This is a genomic window from Lysinibacillus sp. EB271-A1-10B, assembly GCF_058791335.1.
In genome coordinates this window covers 32,913-49,654 of sequence record NZ_JBYTDL010000030.1, presented here as the reverse complement: position 1 = coordinate 49,654, position 16,742 = coordinate 32,913, and the positions used below count along the sequence as shown (strand labels likewise).

Annotated in this window: 30 protein-coding genes; 19 read left to right on the top strand and 11 right to left on the bottom strand. The window is 36.0% G+C overall.

What is annotated here, in order from left to right; all coding sequences use genetic code 11:
* Positions 1–138: 138 nt before the first annotated feature.
* The 3 genes from AC3WSK_RS24020 to AC3WSK_RS24010 form a co-directional block, all read right to left on the bottom strand.
* Positions 139–1,314, bottom strand: a complete 1,176-nt coding sequence (locus AC3WSK_RS24020; RefSeq protein WP_492412955.1) for a tyrosine-type recombinase/integrase — start codon at positions 1,312–1,314, stop codon at positions 139–141.
* Complete coding sequence (locus AC3WSK_RS24015; RefSeq protein ID WP_492412957.1) at positions 1,301–1,804, bottom strand: ImmA/IrrE family metallo-endopeptidase; 504 nt, start codon at positions 1,802–1,804, stop codon at positions 1,301–1,303. The genes AC3WSK_RS24020 and AC3WSK_RS24015 overlap by 14 nt, the downstream gene beginning before the upstream one ends.
* A 106-nt stretch (positions 1,805–1,910) precedes the next feature.
* Positions 1,911–2,312 (bottom strand): helix-turn-helix domain-containing protein, encoded by a 402-nt coding sequence (locus AC3WSK_RS24010; protein ID WP_492412959.1) that lies wholly within the window; start codon positions 2,310–2,312, stop codon positions 1,911–1,913.
* 160 nt (positions 2,313–2,472) lie between these two features.
* Between AC3WSK_RS24010 and AC3WSK_RS24005 the strand changes: the two genes are divergently transcribed.
* A complete protein-coding gene (locus AC3WSK_RS24005) occupies positions 2,473–2,697 on the top strand; it encodes a helix-turn-helix transcriptional regulator (protein WP_492412961.1) in 225 nt (74 codons plus the stop codon).
* A gap of 174 nt (positions 2,698–2,871) precedes the next feature.
* Here AC3WSK_RS24005 and AC3WSK_RS24000 read toward each other — a convergent pair whose 3' ends face one another.
* Positions 2,872–3,222, bottom strand: coding sequence for a hypothetical protein (locus AC3WSK_RS24000; protein ID WP_492412963.1), 351 nt, complete (start codon positions 3,220–3,222; stop codon positions 2,872–2,874).
* Between the two features lie 66 nt (positions 3,223–3,288).
* Between AC3WSK_RS24000 and AC3WSK_RS23995 the strand changes: the two genes are divergently transcribed.
* The 16 genes from AC3WSK_RS23995 to AC3WSK_RS23920 all read left to right on the top strand — a co-directional run bounded on the left by AC3WSK_RS23995 (position 3,289) and on the right by AC3WSK_RS23920 (position 11,533).
* Complete coding sequence (locus tag AC3WSK_RS23995; protein ID WP_492412964.1) at positions 3,289–4,101, top strand: BRO-N domain-containing protein; 813 nt, start codon at positions 3,289–3,291, stop codon at positions 4,099–4,101.
* Positions 4,101–4,337 (top strand): hypothetical protein, encoded by a 237-nt coding sequence (locus tag AC3WSK_RS23990; RefSeq protein WP_492412965.1) that lies wholly within the window; start codon positions 4,101–4,103, stop codon positions 4,335–4,337. Before AC3WSK_RS23995 ends, AC3WSK_RS23990 begins: the two co-directional genes overlap by 1 nt.
* Before the next feature lie 17 nt (positions 4,338–4,354).
* Complete coding sequence (locus tag AC3WSK_RS23985) at positions 4,355–4,705, top strand: hypothetical protein (RefSeq protein ID WP_492412966.1); 351 nt, start codon at positions 4,355–4,357, stop codon at positions 4,703–4,705.
* A 154-nt stretch (positions 4,706–4,859) separates the two neighbouring features.
* On the top strand, positions 4,860–5,153 hold the full coding sequence (locus AC3WSK_RS23980) for a helix-turn-helix domain-containing protein (protein ID WP_492412968.1): 294 nt from the start codon (positions 4,860–4,862) through the stop codon (positions 5,151–5,153).
* Positions 5,141–5,398 carry a hypothetical protein gene (locus tag AC3WSK_RS23975; RefSeq protein ID WP_492412970.1) on the top strand — a complete coding sequence of 86 codons (258 nt, stop codon included), beginning with the start codon at positions 5,141–5,143 and terminating at the stop codon, positions 5,396–5,398. Before AC3WSK_RS23980 ends, AC3WSK_RS23975 begins: the two co-directional genes overlap by 13 nt.
* The gene (locus AC3WSK_RS23970; RefSeq protein ID WP_492412972.1) at positions 5,379–5,513 is read left to right on the top strand and encodes a hypothetical protein; all 135 of its coding nucleotides are present in this window, start codon (positions 5,379–5,381) and stop codon (positions 5,511–5,513) included. The genes AC3WSK_RS23975 and AC3WSK_RS23970 overlap by 20 nt, the downstream gene beginning before the upstream one ends.
* A gap of 195 nt (positions 5,514–5,708) precedes the next feature.
* The gene (locus AC3WSK_RS23965) at positions 5,709–5,987 is read left to right on the top strand and encodes a hypothetical protein (RefSeq protein WP_492412974.1); all 279 of its coding nucleotides are present in this window, start codon (positions 5,709–5,711) and stop codon (positions 5,985–5,987) included.
* On the top strand, positions 5,984–6,220 hold the full coding sequence (locus AC3WSK_RS23960) for a YqaI family protein (RefSeq protein WP_492412976.1): 237 nt from the start codon (positions 5,984–5,986) through the stop codon (positions 6,218–6,220). Before AC3WSK_RS23965 ends, AC3WSK_RS23960 begins: the two co-directional genes overlap by 4 nt.
* 69 nt (positions 6,221–6,289) lie before the next feature.
* Positions 6,290–7,120, top strand: a complete 831-nt coding sequence (locus tag AC3WSK_RS23955) for a hypothetical protein (RefSeq protein WP_492412978.1) — start codon at positions 6,290–6,292, stop codon at positions 7,118–7,120.
* Between the two features lie 22 nt (positions 7,121–7,142).
* Positions 7,143–7,946 carry a PD-(D/E)XK nuclease-like domain-containing protein gene (locus AC3WSK_RS23950; protein ID WP_492412980.1) on the top strand — a complete coding sequence of 268 codons (804 nt, stop codon included), beginning with the start codon at positions 7,143–7,145 and terminating at the stop codon, positions 7,944–7,946.
* A 196-nt stretch (positions 7,947–8,142) separates the two neighbouring features.
* A complete protein-coding gene (locus AC3WSK_RS23945) occupies positions 8,143–8,346 on the top strand; it encodes a helix-turn-helix domain-containing protein (protein WP_492412982.1) in 204 nt (67 codons plus the stop codon).
* Between the two features lie 33 nt (positions 8,347–8,379).
* Positions 8,380–8,727 (top strand): hypothetical protein, encoded by a 348-nt coding sequence (locus tag AC3WSK_RS23940; RefSeq protein ID WP_492412984.1) that lies wholly within the window; start codon positions 8,380–8,382, stop codon positions 8,725–8,727.
* A gap of 63 nt (positions 8,728–8,790) precedes the next feature.
* Positions 8,791–9,873, top strand: coding sequence for a DnaD domain-containing protein (locus AC3WSK_RS23935; RefSeq protein WP_492412986.1), 1,083 nt, complete (start codon positions 8,791–8,793; stop codon positions 9,871–9,873).
* Positions 9,866–10,087, top strand: a complete 222-nt coding sequence (locus AC3WSK_RS23930; RefSeq protein ID WP_492412988.1) for a DUF6877 family protein — start codon at positions 9,866–9,868, stop codon at positions 10,085–10,087. Before AC3WSK_RS23935 ends, AC3WSK_RS23930 begins: the two co-directional genes overlap by 8 nt.
* 197 nt (positions 10,088–10,284) lie before the next feature.
* Positions 10,285–11,100, top strand: coding sequence for a DNA adenine methylase (locus AC3WSK_RS23925; protein ID WP_492412990.1), 816 nt, complete (start codon positions 10,285–10,287; stop codon positions 11,098–11,100).
* A 10-nt stretch (positions 11,101–11,110) separates the two neighbouring features.
* Positions 11,111–11,533: a RusA family crossover junction endodeoxyribonuclease gene (locus AC3WSK_RS23920; RefSeq protein WP_492412992.1), complete on the top strand. Its 423-nt coding sequence runs from the start codon at positions 11,111–11,113 to the stop codon at positions 11,531–11,533.
* Between the two features lie 341 nt (positions 11,534–11,874).
* Here the strand turns inward: AC3WSK_RS23920 and AC3WSK_RS23915 are convergent, their stop codons facing one another.
* The 6 genes from AC3WSK_RS23915 to AC3WSK_RS23890 all read right to left on the bottom strand — a co-directional run bounded on the left by AC3WSK_RS23915 (position 11,875) and on the right by AC3WSK_RS23890 (position 15,351).
* Positions 11,875–12,420, bottom strand: a complete 546-nt coding sequence (locus AC3WSK_RS23915; protein WP_492412994.1) for a collagen-like protein — start codon at positions 12,418–12,420, stop codon at positions 11,875–11,877.
* 227 nt (positions 12,421–12,647) lie between these two features.
* Positions 12,648–13,157: a DUF3231 family protein gene (locus AC3WSK_RS23910; RefSeq protein ID WP_492412996.1), complete on the bottom strand. Its 510-nt coding sequence runs from the start codon at positions 13,155–13,157 to the stop codon at positions 12,648–12,650.
* 573 nt (positions 13,158–13,730) lie between these two features.
* Complete coding sequence (locus AC3WSK_RS23905; RefSeq protein ID WP_400910305.1) at positions 13,731–13,967, bottom strand: hypothetical protein; 237 nt, start codon at positions 13,965–13,967, stop codon at positions 13,731–13,733.
* 136 nt (positions 13,968–14,103) lie between these two features.
* A complete protein-coding gene (locus AC3WSK_RS23900) occupies positions 14,104–14,403 on the bottom strand; it encodes a hydrolase (RefSeq protein ID WP_400910303.1) in 300 nt (99 codons plus the stop codon).
* A gap of 216 nt (positions 14,404–14,619) precedes the next feature.
* Positions 14,620–14,898, bottom strand: a complete 279-nt coding sequence (locus tag AC3WSK_RS23895) for a hydrolase (protein ID WP_400910301.1) — start codon at positions 14,896–14,898, stop codon at positions 14,620–14,622.
* A 333-nt stretch (positions 14,899–15,231) separates the two neighbouring features.
* A complete protein-coding gene (locus AC3WSK_RS23890; RefSeq protein WP_492412999.1) occupies positions 15,232–15,351 on the bottom strand; it encodes a YjcZ family sporulation protein in 120 nt (39 codons plus the stop codon).
* 142 nt (positions 15,352–15,493) lie between these two features.
* Here AC3WSK_RS23890 and AC3WSK_RS23885 point away from each other — a divergent pair, with 142 nt between their 5' ends.
* Positions 15,494–15,673, top strand: a complete 180-nt coding sequence (locus AC3WSK_RS23885; RefSeq protein ID WP_049664984.1) for a hypothetical protein — start codon at positions 15,494–15,496, stop codon at positions 15,671–15,673.
* Positions 15,674–15,746: 73 nt separating this feature from the next.
* Here the strand turns inward: AC3WSK_RS23885 and AC3WSK_RS23880 are convergent, their stop codons facing one another.
* Entirely contained in the window at positions 15,747–15,887 is a 141-nt protein-coding gene (locus AC3WSK_RS23880; protein WP_082172660.1) for a YjcZ family sporulation protein, read from the bottom strand.
* Positions 15,888–16,242: 355 nt separating this feature from the next.
* Here AC3WSK_RS23880 and AC3WSK_RS23875 point away from each other — a divergent pair, with 355 nt between their 5' ends.
* The gene (locus AC3WSK_RS23875) at positions 16,243–16,725 is read left to right on the top strand and encodes a LuxR C-terminal-related transcriptional regulator (RefSeq protein WP_492413002.1); all 483 of its coding nucleotides are present in this window, start codon (positions 16,243–16,245) and stop codon (positions 16,723–16,725) included.
* Positions 16,726–16,742 lie beyond the last annotated feature (17 nt).

Genomic DNA, 16,742 nt, shown 5'->3' with positions numbered 1-16,742 from the left:
GCCTTCTAAGCCGTCGGTCGGGGGTTCGAATCCCTCCTGGGACGTCATTGCAAGCCTTACAGCCACAACGGTTGTAAGGCTTTTTATTTTTATGCATTAATGTATATTCTGTTATTTGGTGCCCAGAAGGTGCCCAAATCACTCTTTATCATCAAAAAGTTTATCAAAATGAGAACTTGCTCGTTGATCAGTTTCTTGTAAAAGATGGCCATAAGTATTCATTGTTGTTGTAATATTTGAATGACCTAATCTTGATTGAATAACTTTTGGGTGTTCTCCAGCATGAATTAATAAAGTCGCTGAAGTGTGACGTAGATCATGGAAACGTATTCTTGGTAAATCAGGATTCCTTTTCATAAATCGGTCCCACCATTGACTTATTGAATCAGGGCGATAAGGTTTACCAAATTCATTTGAGAAAAGAAAAAAATGTTCTTTCCATTCTCGCTCATCTCCAGCCTCAGCTAATTGATATTTTTTAACTGCAGCAAGTGTAACTAAATCATTCATTATATTCGACGGAATAGTTACTACACGTTTCCTTTTCCCTTTTGTCTCTTTTACAATGATTCCTTCTCCAGTTAAACTAACTAAAGCTTGTTCTATTAAAAGTGTATTGTTTTCGGTGTTTAAGTGTTTTTCTTCTATTGCTACTAATTCACCTTGACGTGCAGCGCTTACTACAGCAAGTTCAACCAATAACCTTTTTTCAGCAGTTTCGCGATTGTTTAATCGTTCAAACAACAATTTAACTTGTTCAGCATTATATGCTGTACCTTCTTCGTATTTAAGTTTTGGTAGCTTTATATTTTTACACGGACTTTCTTCAATTAGGTTCCATTGAACAGCGACATTCATAATACTAGCAAATGCCTTATAAATGTTATGGACGGTCGAAGGTGCCAACTCACTTTCTTGCTCATCTAACCTACGTTTTTTCTTTTGCAAATCTCCAACAAAAAACACCACATCAACTTTTTTAATATCCTTCAATTTCATATCACCAAAAATAGGGAGGATTCTTTTTTCTAAATGTGTACAGTTATCATGAAATGATCTTGCACTATAATGTTGTTTTGCATAATTTTCTTTCCAACGTGGATATAGATTGTTTAATGTTATCGAATCAATATCGCTAAAATAAACATCTTTATTTTGTTTCATCTCTTCTTCAAATAAAACTAATAGCCGCATTGCTTCTTTTTCATTCTTAGCTTCTACATTTTTAGTTTTTCGAATGCGACGATTACCTCGATAACCCAAATCAGCTATAAGTTTGAATTTATTTTTTCCTATATTCTTAACGTAACCCAATGTAATTACTCCTTTCAGGTAGATTGTAACCGTCAAAAAAATGGTTATTAAGGTAATGGTTTAGTCTCTTTTTAGCAAAGTCGTAATCTACATTAAATAGTAGTTGAATTTTATCAATAGCTCTTTCTTCGTTTATAGGTAGTTGAATTTGATTAAGCATGAAAGTAGGTACACACGCTTGAAAGGCAAAGTTGTTTGCTTTCCATTCCTGGTATTCTCTAAACAAAATGTAAGTTTTCGTTTGATTGCCAGAATGCGAAATCACATGACCTAATTCATGACAAAATTCTTGCCATTGTTCCTCCTCTGGTAATCGTGAATCTATATAAATTATGTTGTCATAACTTACAGAGTCAAAAGGTAAATAAACTACTGTAAAGCCAAGTTTAGGAGCAATTATCCGTGGATCTAATTGTTCCGGTTTAGTTACACCAATACTAGTGTATAGGTCCCTTATGTAATCTTCTAAATGAGTATAAACGAAAGTCATAGCATCCCTCTTTTGCAAACGTATGTTCTATTTATGTTAACAAAAAAATTCACCACTGAAAAGGCGAATTTTTAAATGTCTGGAAAGTCTACATAAGAATGTAAAATTACTTCTTATTTTCTTGTTGCTTTTTCCATACCTCGTAATACACTTCGAATTGCTCCAAGGCATCAAGAATATTCTCTGGTTGATTTTTGAAAAATAAATTCTCTCTAGTTAAAAAGAAGTCGATAACCTCTTTTTGGTATGCGCTTAGATTGTTATAATCATCGTCCGAGATACCAGCTAGTTTATAATCTGATGGTTTTTGATTATCAGTAGCACCGAGTAAATAATCAGTTGTTACATTGAAATAATTTGCGATCTTTTGTAATAATTCCAGTCCGGGCTCTCTTTTTCCAGTCTCATACTTAGATAATGCAGAATATGTAATACCTAATGAGTTAGCTAGATGTTCACGAGATATATTTTCATTTTCTCTTAACTTTTTTAATCTTTCATGAAACATAAGAGCTCTCCTTTTTATTTGATATATATTGAATTTTACACTTATTGTCCAATAAATAATTATTTTTGGACAAAATGTGTAATTTGCAGTTGACTTTGGACATTTTGTCCATTATAGTTAACTCAAGAGACAAATAGTCCAAGTGAAACGAGGTGGAAACATGAGAACTAATTTAAAAGACCTTCGAAAGAAGAAAAAATTAAGTGTGAAAAAAATATCTCATATGTTAGGGATCTCTACTTCACACTATTACAAAATCGAAAGTGGTATTAGAAACCCAAACTTCATTCTTGCAGGAAAAATAGCTGCAATATTTAACTGTAGTGTTGATGACATTTTTTTTAAAGATAAATTGGACAAAACGTCTAAAATGAAGGTTTCTTGATAGACGTAATGTCTAAATAAAACTAAATAGGAGGTTTTATCATGAATCAAAAATCAAATGAAATGCCACCTGAGACAATGCAATGTGAATGCAACGTGTGCAGAAAATGGTTGCATATTGAAGAAGCAAGGTACTGCACACGTTGTGGAACAAAATTAAACCTAGAGCAAGTTATCAGTAAAAAGGATCATCATCATTTCCATTAGGTTTATATGAACTCTGATGCACTATTTCAACCTTAGGATATTTATTTTCAATTAATCCTTTTTCGGCAAATAAAGAGATTGAAGAACATTTTGGGCAAAACACTACATTAGGCTCTAGTACGTATTCTTCATCATCTATGTCATGTTCGACAGGATCATTGAAGTTCCCATTATGAAATTTAGATGTGCCAGTACATTCATTACGAATAGGAAATCCACATTGAGTGCAATAAACATGTTCTGGATTCAAATCTGAAACTTCATTATTGCAATTAAGGCAATGTTTTAAATACTTATTTTCATGTGTTGCAAAAGACATTATCTCACCACCAATCTACCAACATTTTAGCAGATTGGGAAATTTTAAAAAACAGGAGGTTTTATCATGAATCAGTTAAAAGTTTTCAAAAATGATTTATTCGAAATTGCAGCAAAAGTTGAAGGTGAAACAATTTTATTTGATGTTGAGCAAGTAGCAAGGTGTCTAGGAATTACTACGACTGTTCAAGGTAAAGAATACGTTAGATGGGGACGTGTAAATGAGTATCTTCCAAGTAATTTGCCAGATGTGGCAAAAGGTGATTTAATCCCTGAACCATTGGTGTACAAACTTGCCTTTAAAGCCTCTAATGAAGTTGCGGAACAGTTCCAAGATTGGTTAGCAATTGAGGTTATCCCATCTATTCGTAAAACAGGTAGTTACTCAATTGACACTGCTCAACTAAGTCCTGAACTCCAAATGTTCAATCATCTATATAAGGCGATTGCTTCAACAGAATTGAAACAGCGTGAACAGGATGAAAGACTTGAAAAAATTGAACATCAGCAAAATCAACTTGAACGAGAACAAGAAAATATTACTCAAATTGTTTCTCTTAATCCTAATGAATGGAAGGACAAGGTTAATGTCATTCTAAATAAAATTGCCTTAGCTCGTGGAGGCGGTGAACAATATCGCCTAGTGAGAAAAGAAAGCTATGAGTTGTTAGAAAGACGTGGCCATTGTCGTTTAAATATTCGCCTGGAAAATCGAAAGAAAGAAGCTCTATCAAACGGAATCATTTCTAAAGCAAAAATTGAAAAGTTTAATAAGATTGATGTAATTGCTGATGATCCTAAACTAGTTGAAATCTACTTAGCTATCGTGAAAGAAATGGCTATAACACACAAAATTAAAGTAGAAGGGTTGGGAGCCTAATGTTAGAACTAATCAGAAAAAACACTTTACTCACAGATCAATTTGCGATTGAAACTGATACAAATGTTGACAGTGCTTTATCTGTTGTTTCCATAAATACAGTAGATGGAAATGAAGCTGATGGCTTCACAGAAAACACAGGTATTACTTTAAGTCTTGATTATGAAGAATTAGATGAAATTATCTTCATTTTACAAGAAGCCAGTAACGCTCTTAAACGATCAGAAAATCGATAGAATAGGAAGTTTATAAAATGAATCTAACTATAGACGAATTAAAAGATGCATTACTCAATGCAGAATTAGTTGACTTTCTTCAAAAAGCTTACAAGCAAGGAGTTGAAGATTGTAGAGAGAGTATGAAATTTGAGTTATCTCTACCTTCAAACTTAAGAAAAGAGCATGTAGCTCAAATATTCCAATGTGAATTACCAACTGTAGAAAAGATAATTCGCATGGATGGTTTTCCTAAATGTCATGCATTAAGCGCTCGTTATCCGCGAGATAAAGTACTGGAATGGCGTGATAAAAACACCATGTATATGAACTCACGATTAGGCATTTATGTGAGCGAAAATGAAAGTCTCAGATTATTGAGAGCATAGGAGAGGCCAGGGCAAATGGCCTCAAATCAAACTACCAATCTAGTAAGAGGTTGGGGCAAATCAACCTCTTATCTTTATATTAAGTTAACTCGGTAGAAATAGCTAATCCATCATGGACTAAGTCCATTATCGACTATCGGAAGGAATGAGAGTTTTGGGAGTATTATCACTAGACTTTACAAAAGTATTAAAGAAGTTTCGTGAAGAAGCGAATATTTCGCAAGAAGAAATGGCAGAAGAGCTTAATATAACGCAATCACATGTTAGTAAGTACGAATGTGGACGCAAAGTTATAGATTTAGAAACATTTATGCGATGGGTGCAAATAACAAACTGTGAGGTACAAGCAGCAGCAATTTTATTTGGAACAGAGGTATGTGCTCAAGCAATTAATCTTTTACAAACAGTACCAATGTTTATTGGAGGTATGTTCAGATGGATACTTTAAAGAAAATTAACAACCAAATTACAAAAGAGAAAGCATGTATCGATGACTTGGTAAAAGAAGTGGCAATGCATACACAAGATGGTCGTTATCGACTAGCAGCTGAACGTGGTCGTGATATGCAAAATTCAATCATTAGAATACAACAACTGGAACGACAAAAAGAATTGTATTTAACAGCACTTAAGTTTGTAGGTAACGGAATTAATGTAGAGGTGGTGAAGAAGGTTGTGGAAATGGCTAGATAACTATTTTTACTTACCTGAGGATGATGTGCAGGAATCACACAGAAAATTTTGTATCGGTGCCGTGTTAACGATGTTAGTTATCGGATTACCAGTGATTATCACATGTTGGCAATAAAAAAGCTGCTTAATCAGTGGAGTGATTAAACAGCAGTACGGTTTAGTATGTACCTATTATATCACAAAATAAGACGTTTGCGAGTGTTATCTCGCTCTCGTCAAGCAGCTTACAGAACCGTCTCCCTACGGTATAGCTTTGCCACTGTGAGTTGCTTGATGGGATGCCATCAAAAAACCGAAAGGATTGATATGTATGAAATTAAATCAAGCAATATCTAGGATTGTCGATTTACCGAACATTCTAGATCAATACGGAATACCGTCAGAAAACGTAATTAGTGTACAGTACAGTGATAGTGCAATGATTAACGCTGATATTCTGGTGCATTTACATCGCAAAGAAACTATCGAAAAACTAGGTAACTGCAATGTCGAAAAGTTTATAGGTTACGATGACGCAAGCTGGACACAGTATAGATTTGATAAAGACGGCATTTCATTTGTTTGCTGTGAACGTGAGGCGATAGCGTGAGTGTTCTATTAGAAGTAGAAAATCCAATGGTCTTAGGAGCAATCGAGCATGTTAATAAGGTACCAACATTTCGATATGTAGAGTCTATTGTAGATTCTCGTGATATTTACGGCAGTTTAATCGTATTCAACGACGATTACATGGAGTTTTCAAACGGAGATATTGTCCACATGGATAACATCCACACTTATCTTGAGGATCATTACAATGCGGCATTTTGCACAAAAAAATAAACCACTTGGCAGAGTGGCTTACAAAACAAATATTTAGCGCAATTATAACGCACTACAGGAGGAATTTCAATGAGTAACTTAGCTGAACAATTTCATAGTCCTCAAATGGGACAACCTCAATTTCAAGGTGGAGGAGCATTAGCGCAAGCTAGTGCTTCCCGTGAAATGGAAGAAGTTAAAGGGCAAATTTTCATGGCCAAACAATTTCCGCGCAATGTATTCCAAGCTGAGCAACGTGTATTGGATACATGTAAACGTCCAGCGTTAGCACAAGTTGCTATGTATCAATATCCTCGTGGTGGTCAACGAGTAACAGGTCCATCGATTCGATTAGCTGAAGCAATCGCGCAAAACTGGGGTAATTTATCATACGGCATTCAGGAACTAGAGCAACGTGAAGGCGAATCAGTTGCTAAAGCATTCTGTTGGGACCTTGAAACAAATGTCCGTCAAGAAAAGGTATTTACCGTCAAGCACTCTATGAAAGCTAAAGGAACTATCAAAAAATTAGAAGATCCTCGTGATATTTATGAAAAAGTAGCAAATGACGGCGCTCGCCGTTTACGTTCATGCATCTTAGGTGTTATTCCAGGTGACATCATTGATAAAGCTATTTTTCAATGTCATGAAACACTAGCTGGTAATAGTCAAGGTCCATTAAAAGATCGTATCGCAAATGCATTACGGAGTTACAAAGAACAGCATCGTGTTACGCAAGAAATGGTAGAAGCAAAGTTTGGTTACAACGCTGATTCATTTACTGAGTATGACTATGTAGATTTAATCAACATATTTAACAGCTTAAAAGACGGCTTGAGTAAGGTTGAGGATTGGTTTAATAAAGAGGATGCTAAAAAGCAATACAGTGGATTAGGTGATGATTTCAAAGCTCAAGCATAACCAAAAGCAGAGGTGAAACCAGATGCACCAAACGACATTTCAGTTGAACAGCGAGAATTATCACTCGAATGAGGCCAACCAACACTATATGTCAGTGTCACAGTTTAAAAGCGCTATGGGGTGCGAGGCCAAAGCGTTTGCAGAGGTAAGAGGCGAGTTCACTCGTCCTCCCTCTACAGCTCTAATGGTTGGTTCATATTTACACGCTGCCTTTGAGAGTAACGAGGCATTTGCTGAATTTAAAGAACTAAATCACCACAGCATTTATAACAGTCGTGGCAATAAGTATAAGGACTATGAAAAAGCTGATGACATGATTGGGACCATTAAAAATGACGAGTTTTGTATGTTCGCTTTACAAGGTGAGAAAGAGGTCATTTATACAGGTGAGTTATTCGGAGTAGAGTGGAAAATCAAAGTCGATAACATCAATCATGAACGTGGATTCTTTAGCGATTTAAAGAGCACTCAGGAGCTTAGGAAACGTTACTGGAGCGAGAAATATAATACTTGGGTTTCGTTTGTACAAGCCTTTGATTATGTGCTGCAGATGTGGGTGTATCGAGAAATTATCTTTCAAAATACAGGTCGTTACTATGATCCATACATTGTGGCAGTTACAAAAGAATCGCCACCTGATAAAGCAGTTTTACACTTCGATTCAGGACGTTTCGACTTTGAGAATGAATATGTCCAAACAATGATACCAAGCATGATAGAGGCGAAGCTAGGACGTAGAAAACCTCATCGATGTGATAAGTGCGAATACTGTAGGGCTACAAAGAAGTTAGAAGGGACATTTGAGATTGAATATCTACTAGATTAGGTGGTGCAAATGGATGAATAACGTTCCCCACAAAGTCCTTCTGCCTGCTTGGATATTTGAGCAGGCAAAGGATAACGATGAAATCAGACGCTTGGTGCTGGATTATATGAGACGTTATCCAAACTATAGGGTACTCAAGGTTAGTGGTAGTTTCGCAGAATGTGAGAGACAGGACGGACTGTTATAGGAGGTAGTAATGATTAAAATTCGACTAGCTATTTTAATGGCTGAACGTAGCTTAAAGATACGTGACGTTCATAGTAGGACAGGCATACCGATGACAACACTTAGAACCCTGTATTATGGCCGTTCAAACAGTGTAAAAATAAAAGATTTAGAGGCAATTTGCAAGGTGCTGAATTGTAGTGTGGGAGATATTTTAGATTACCAGGCAAGATGATTTTTATACCTTAAATGAAAAGGAGACATTTTGATGGGTAAAATTTTGAGATTCAAGGAAGAACCAACATTAGTGGATTTACAAGGTTTGAGTGTTAACGGAGCTACTTTTGAACGCGGAAAAGGATTTTTCCAAAAGGCTGAAACGATAATCATGTATATACCAAACACATTTCGATTCACGACTAATTTAGAGGTTTACAAAGGCGACAAACATTACGATTTGATATTAACGCAATTTTTATCGCGTGGCCCTGAATATTGGGAAATGGAGGATTCATTCCGTCGAATCGGATTTAGAAATCCGGAGATTGAAACACAGTTTCGAGCGTTATGTGAAACGTTAATAAACAAAGATTTGGCTTATTGGGCAGAAGAATAAATGTTATGAATAAGTCCATTATTAAAAATTTGAATATTGCGACATAAAGAGAGGTCAGGGCAAATGGCTAAATTTAGATTAGTACACACATCATTTTGGAATGATCCGCGCGTTGTAGAAGAAATGACAGCGGAGGACAAATACTTCTTTCTATATTTGCTAACGAATGAAAGTACAACGCAAATCGGTATTTATCAAATTACAAAAAAACAAATAGCTTTTGATTTAGGTTACTCACCGGAGAGTGCAAATGCATTGTTACAACGCTTCATAGAACACCACAAACTTATTAGATACAATGCTGAAACACGTGAAATGGCTATTAAGAATTGGGGCAAATACAACCTAGTTAGAGGTGGTAAACCGATACTTGATTGTGTGAAATCAGAGTTAAAAAATGTGAAAGATGCAAAGTTGATTGAATGGGTTGGTGAAAGTATACCAAACGATTCGATACGTAACGTCTACGAGTCGTACTACGATACGTGTCACGATACGTCAACGATACGTGATGAAAACGAAGAATCCAGTAATACCAACGGTTCTTACGTAACGTCACACGATACGTCAACGATAAGTGGGCAAGAACAACAACAACAACAAGATAAACAACAAGAAAAAGAAGAAGAAAAAGAACAACAAGAACAACAAGAGAAAAAAGTTGGTCAGTCGGTTAGTAGTTCTTCTGATTTTGCTAGATTAGTTGAATTTACAAATCAAAACATTACACCAGTTCTTCCAACGATAGCAGAACACCTTGGTTACATCTTGGATGACTACAAAGATGTAGATTTAATCCTAGCAGCTTTACAAAACGCTGTATTAAACAATGCTCGTAACAAAATTAAATATGCAGAAGGTACTTTAATCAACTGGCGTAAGGAAATGATCACAACTTACCAGCAGTTACAGGCTAAAGAAGAAAGAGAGAAAAACAACAAGCGACAACAATCTCACCAATCCTATCAAAAATCTAAAGGTCGTACAGAGGTAGTTCCAGAGTGGTTCGCTGATCGTAATAACAAAGAAGAGCAGCCAACACCAGCTACTGAGCCTGATAACAACACAATTGATTTTGAGGCTGAGAGACAAAAGGCCTTAGAAAATATTGAAAGAATGAGAAAAAGGAGTGAAGCTAATGGCTGAGAATGTGGATGTTACTCGAGATAACATGATAGAGGAGGTAGCAGACCGTATAAACCAAATTATACAAGAGTATGAGTTTCCACTCCCCGTCCTTCAAGATGTCCAAAAGCGATTAAGTGATAGTCATTGCCCACAATATGCTTTGCAACAACTTAGATACTTAGAGAACAACGTACAAGCAGGAATTGCTAAAAGAAAAGAGGCTTTAAATTGAGGCTAGAACACAAAGAGAATTAGAACGATTGATTGCTGATGATACGGAGAGAGGTTGGAACGTTGCGAGTAGAATGAACTACATTTCTCACGATCCACGACCATATCAAATGCTATTGAAATTCAATACAGAAAACGAACGAGTGAGTTTATAACAAATACACACGGAAGGTAGAACGACATTAAGGGTGTGAAAGAATGAAAAGGATTTTAAACTACGTGGGTAGTAAGTGGAACTTGGCTGATTGGATTGTTAGTCAAATGCCCGAACACAATGTATATCTCGAAACACACTTTGGTAGTGGTGCAGTGTTTTTCAATAAACAACCATCCAAAATTGAGACAGTAAATGATATTGATGGCAACATCGTGAATTTATTTAAGGTAATTCGAGAGAAACCTGAACAGCTGGCCAAACATATACAACTAACACCATATTCAAGACAAGAGTACAACGAGTCCTTTGAGGCATTACAAGGCCAATTAAGTGATTTGGAGAGAGCTAGAGTTTTTCTTGTACGTTGTTGGATGGCTCGTGGAGGTAAAACAAGTGATCGTACAGGTTGGCGACATAATATAGACTCAACAACATTCAGCGCTTTACCTGATTGGCGCAAGCTACCAGCTGTCGTTTTAGAAGCTACGGAGCGATTACAGAATGTTCAAATTGAAAATCAAGATGCTACAACATTGATAGGCCGTTACAACAAAGAAGATTGTTTGATTTATAGTGATCCACCGTATCTTTTAAGCACTCGTACAAAAAGGCATTATGCACATGAAATGACAGACGGACAGCATGAAACATTATTAAATGCATTAGTGAATCACAAGGGTTATGCCATGATTAGTGGCTATAACAACGATATGTATAACGACATTTTGCAAGGATGGACAAGGATTTCGAAGATGGCCACTACTGAGGCAGCACAGGAAAAATGCGAAAGCCTTTGGTTAAACCCACAAATTATCGATATAGGATATATACAAGGTTCACTTTTTGAAATTGTTTAGGAGGGCAAACATGAACGTACTCACATTTGAAATACCAGGGGTCATACAACCGCAAGAGAGACCTCGATTTAGTAGACGCGGTAAGAATGTTGTTACACATGACGCGCCAAAGAGCAAGGACTTCAAAGACTTTGTAAAGCTCGTAGCATGGCAAAATAAGCCGTCAGAATTGATTACAGGACCGATTAAGCTACAAACTGATATTTATCTCATGCCACCAAAGAAGTACCATACAGGACCCAAAAGAGCACTGATAGCTAGCGGTGAATTACGACCCACTACGAAACCTGATGCGGATAACTTGATTAAGGGCATAAAGGATGGGTGTAACAAAATCATTTGGCATGATGACTCTCAAATTGTTGATATGACCGTGAGAAAGTTTTATTCAGATCAACCTAGAGCTGAGGTGACGATTGAATGGGGTGCTTAACGGTACGCAAGGAAGTTAAACAGCGCAGAGCAAGGTTAATCAATCAGCAGGACCACATAGCCTTTCGCCAGTGCAAAGGATGTCCGAAACGAAAAGCTTATGATCCAAGCAAGAAATGTAGAAGATGTAAGACTTATAGGCAACTACGGAGCATTGGGAAGGAGCTTGAGCAGATTAGTCGTTTGCGTAGGTGGAGTAAGTGATGATTGGAAAGATATCGTTCAGTAAAGGAAGAGTTCATAAATATGAAAAGAAAAAAGGAGTAATACCTGCACAAAAGGTTAATCACTCCTAACTATGAAATCTATTGAAGTTTTGAAATGAAGAGAGTTTTTATATCTCTAGACAATTGGACTTAACATTTTAAGGATAATAGAAGCATTTACGTTTGTTTGTGTGCCTCCTGCTAAAGTTTGAAGGATTACTGCTGCGGCAGAAGAATGATTCCTAAGTGTAAGAAACCCGCCAGACGGTATTGCAATTATTGCCTGACCGTTGTTTTGTTGAGTACCAGCTCCTGAACCATAGACTGTTTCTGGAATCGGTACACCATTTAAAAATAATGTGAATTGGTTAGGTTCAACACCTGATACGCTGAAAGTAACCTCGTAGATTCCTGGTCTAGTAACAAAAATTTGAGAGGTTCCTGGAGCATGCGTAATTCCTGGAGTAACTATCCCTGTTGAATCAAAAATAACATCAGCCTCTACAGCGACAGTTTCAGGGCTTAGATTATATATATATCCGTATTCGCATAGACCACTACATGCTGTTGGTGTTACAGGAGGAATAGGACCAGTAATTCCACAGAGATCGACAGCTGTGAACGGCCCTATTTGACTTCCGCATAGGCAGGAACGTTTATTACAGTTACTACAGTTATCCATTTTTTTCACCTCCATTTCTAGTATTTTATTCGTGTGAAATATGGGATAAAGGGCAATAGGCTAACAATCGACTAAATTTAATCGTTCATTTATTGATGTTTTATTTAAAAGGAATTTGATTACAAGGTTTAAACCAAATTTTATAAATTTTAAGTTACTGCACATATTGAGGAAAATGAAAAACCCCAGTTTATACTGGGGAGACGGTTTGTCAGATTTAATAGATATTATTTTTCGGGATAATCCACATGCATTGGCGGTGGAACTAACCAACCTTTTGTCTTATTAAGACGTAACAGTTTAGCTCCAATTTGAGCTTTTGCAGCATGGAATTGGCCATACATTAAGGCAATATCTTCTCGAGTAGAAATTCCCATTGCTTGACTGCATGCAACTAATCCAGCAGCTAGGTCTGCACTTAGTGCAGCGCTAATTTCTGGATCATTAAACTTAGCACCTGCAGGGATATCTTCCATTCTTGCTACCGGCCTTTCAGGTGAAGCAGGAGGTAAACCAATACCATTTGTTTTAAGGATTTTTTCTAATTGTTTTACTTCTTCCCTGCAAAGTTCAACTATATCTTCAATAATTTTTTTTAGATCTTCATCACCAGCGTGATTATAAAATGTTTGATAGCCAGAAATCATACCATAATCTGCAATTAAATTTGACCATACACTAAAAACTTCGCCGTAATGCAATGGCTCGTCTTTTGGATTTCCACCAAGAATACCCATACTTTCACTTCCTTTTCTTATTTTATCTAAAGCAAGGATAGTATGGGTGAAAAAAGAAATATTATCCGTTGAAATTAAAAAGGGTCACCGAAATGACCCTAGTCGAGGGAGACTGTGACGGTCAACCAACGCCACAGCAAGTGCGTGCGATACACTCGATATTAGAGTGCGCAGATTGATATTATCTATACATTAAAAAATTTGCAGCTTCGTCGGTTAAATTATGTATTGGCGGGATAGCGTAGTGCAATAACAGCTTGGGGCAATGCTATGCAATAGGTTGCTATCCCAAAACTAATGTATGTAATGGGATTTTAAAATATTTATAACACTATAAATATGTGAGAAAAGGACGGAAAAAAGAGCCATCTCCTTAAAAAGAAATGACTAAATAGTAATTATGGTGTGATCGCTAAGCAAATTTGCTTAACACTACTATAACTATGTTGTAATTGCGGGTTTTGTATAGTTGATGGCCTTGAAAATCGAATTAAAAAATAAAAAAAGCCGCAGCGTCGTCACACGCTACAGCAAACTAACGAACAATATGATGATTAAACGAAAATAGAGCGATTAAAATATCGCTCTAAAAAACTCATAAAATCCCATATTCATCGGGATAGCCCAAATAAAGAACCCGAGCAGGGCAATTGGGCCAAGTAATAAATTATAAATCTTGGTTGGCAAAATATTGCCTAATAGGACTTTATAAATCGCTGCACATACTACCATAACAACAGGGAGTAATAGCATTGGTGGAATGAAATATAAAAGACTTCCACCTAGCGATATTCCTGAAAATATGTCCATTGAATTACCTCGTTATGTTTTTATGTGAATTGTAACATAAAAAGCCGCAGCGTCGTCATACGCTACAGCTCAGAAAGATTTGGTGCAATAAATATAATATAGGGTCACTTCCATAAAAAAGTAACCCTATTATAACTTAACCTGGTATCCGAATAGCCTGAATTTCTTGACAATCGATAATAAGTGTTGAGCCTGGTTCTGTTGTTGGATCGTTGAAGAATGCACAGCAATTGTTTGGGTCAAAGGAAATAAAAATAACGTCTTCTATATCTTGACCACCACGTAAGAAAAGATCAACTACAGTTGAAGTTTGTAAGGTTCTTAATTGATTACAAACACAACCTTCACAGTGATTCATGGAGTGTTTTTCTTTTTTCTTTTTATCACAAGAATCACAATCAGAGTTCATAATTTTAATATTTATAATATCGCTCATTATCAATACCTCCTTTTCAATTTTATTAAGGTAAAGTTAACCTTACTTTATTAATATATGATTAAAAAAGTAGTTCGCTTGGCGATTTGTCTATTAAACAATGATTGGGTTATACAAAAAAGAAAATGGATAATAGACCCTTATTAGTTTTATGAGGATTTTGTGCAGTAAATATAATAACAGGTCACTTCTATAAAGAAAGTGACCTGTTATAACTTATCCAGGTATCCGGATAGCCTGAATATCTTGACAATCGACGATTATTGTTGAACCTGGTTCGGTTGTTGGATCGTTGAAGAATGCACAGCAATTGTTTGGGTCAAAGGAAATAAAAATAACGTCTTCTATATTCCGACCAAATATGAAAAGATCAACTACAGTTGAAGTTTGTAAGGTTCTTAATTGATTACAAACACAACCTTTACAGTGATTCATGGATTTCCTTTCCTTCTTACCACAAGAATCACAATTAGATTTAGTTCTAATATCGCTCATTAGCAATACCTCCTTTTCAATTTTATTAAGGTAAAGTTAACCTTACTTTATTAATTTATGATTAGAAAAAGAAAATTGATTGGCGATTTGTCTATTAACTAATGATTTAATCTTATAAAAATCGAACATGGTTAATAGACCATTTTAAGATTTCATTAATGTACGTTAGAAAGAAAATGTGCAGTAAGTGAGGTGTGAACTAAATATGTATATGAGGAAAGAAACTATAAAAAAGGCCACTCGGTGGAAAGTGACCCTAAACCCAAAAATTAGAAGGGAGGTGCCTAGCTATTATTATTTATTGACCATCATAGCTATCAACAGATGTTTTTGTTAATACGATCTATTCATGAAACTAGCACCGACAATAATTAGAAGAATGAACAGTACAACGATAAAAGCGAATGGGTTTCGTTCGCGACGCTCTTCGCGAAATTCTCCGCAGTCTTCCATAAAATATCCCTCCTTTCTATAATCTATAATATGTAGAGTTATAAAAATGAGAGGTGGCATTAATCTAATTAATATTTTCTTTTAAAAAAATATTAATGTTACGTATTTTGAGAAAGATTTTGAGAAGGGAGGAGATTGAAATATGAAAGCTATAGAAGATTTAGAAAAAAGACTTAGAGGTGAAATGGCTTCCAGAATGGATGATAGGGATATTGTAGACATCCTTGAAGTTCTTCAGGGTGCTAGACAGGAAATCGAACGTTTAAATCAAGTAATTACCAAACTTAGGGTAGAGCCATGTCCAATTTGTGATGAACAATAATTACTGCACACTTTGAGGAAAGAAACTATTAAAGGGTCACCAGGCTGGGATGGCGACCCTTAAATCGGAAAAGTTAATATCCAGTCATGAATGTAGCGCCGACAATAATTAGAAGAATAAATAGAACAACAATTAAGGCAAATGTAGAACCATTACCGCCGCCGTAATAGCCGCAGTTATTAATGCCACCAACATTTCCACCATAGTATCCCATAAAGCACACCTCCTTTTTACAATATATAATATGTTAGCTGTAGAGAAGGAGTATGGTTGATAAACCATTTAGCTATAGGCATTAAAAAATATATTTTTGTTAGATAAGATCATAAAAAAAGGGCCACTTGGGATGGAGTGACCCTTAGTAAAATAGATTAGGAGGTGTAAGGCTAAATTAGCTTTATCTTACTATTATTATGATGTGATAGCTATGTTTGTATAGTGAATTGCCTGTGAAATAGATTTAAAAATAAAAAAGCCGCAGCGTTTGCAGACGCTACAGCTCGAATTGGTTTATGCCCTTTTAGGCTAGTCAGATAAGTCATTATACCACACCGTAGGAGGGCAAACCTATGAAACAAGGACAAAAAACAGAAGTGAAAAAGTATATGTTAGATCAATGGTTGAAAGATTATCACTGGATGGTTGAACAAATAAGATTGGGTAAAACACAAAATGAACTTATTAAAGACATTGGATACGAAGGTGCTAAAGTTGCTGCGTATGGAATTGAAGCAACCTTACCAAAAGCTAGTGGAGGAACTAGTGATCCAGTGAGTTACGAGGCAACAAGACGTTCAAAATTTTATGTGAAAAGAGTACTGCGTTATGAATGGAAAGTTAGAGAAATCCAAAGACGTGCAAGCAATGTTGCTGGGGAACGCGAGATTTTTGTACTTAATTGCATTATGGATGGGTTTTCAATGCGTAAAATTGGCCAAACGATGAGATTATCTGAAACAACGATTCGACGACTAAAAGAAAACGTTTTAGAGATGATGTTAGAAGAGGAAATGACGCATATGACGCAAAAAACGCATATGACGAATTGTTGAAACCACTTATATTTATA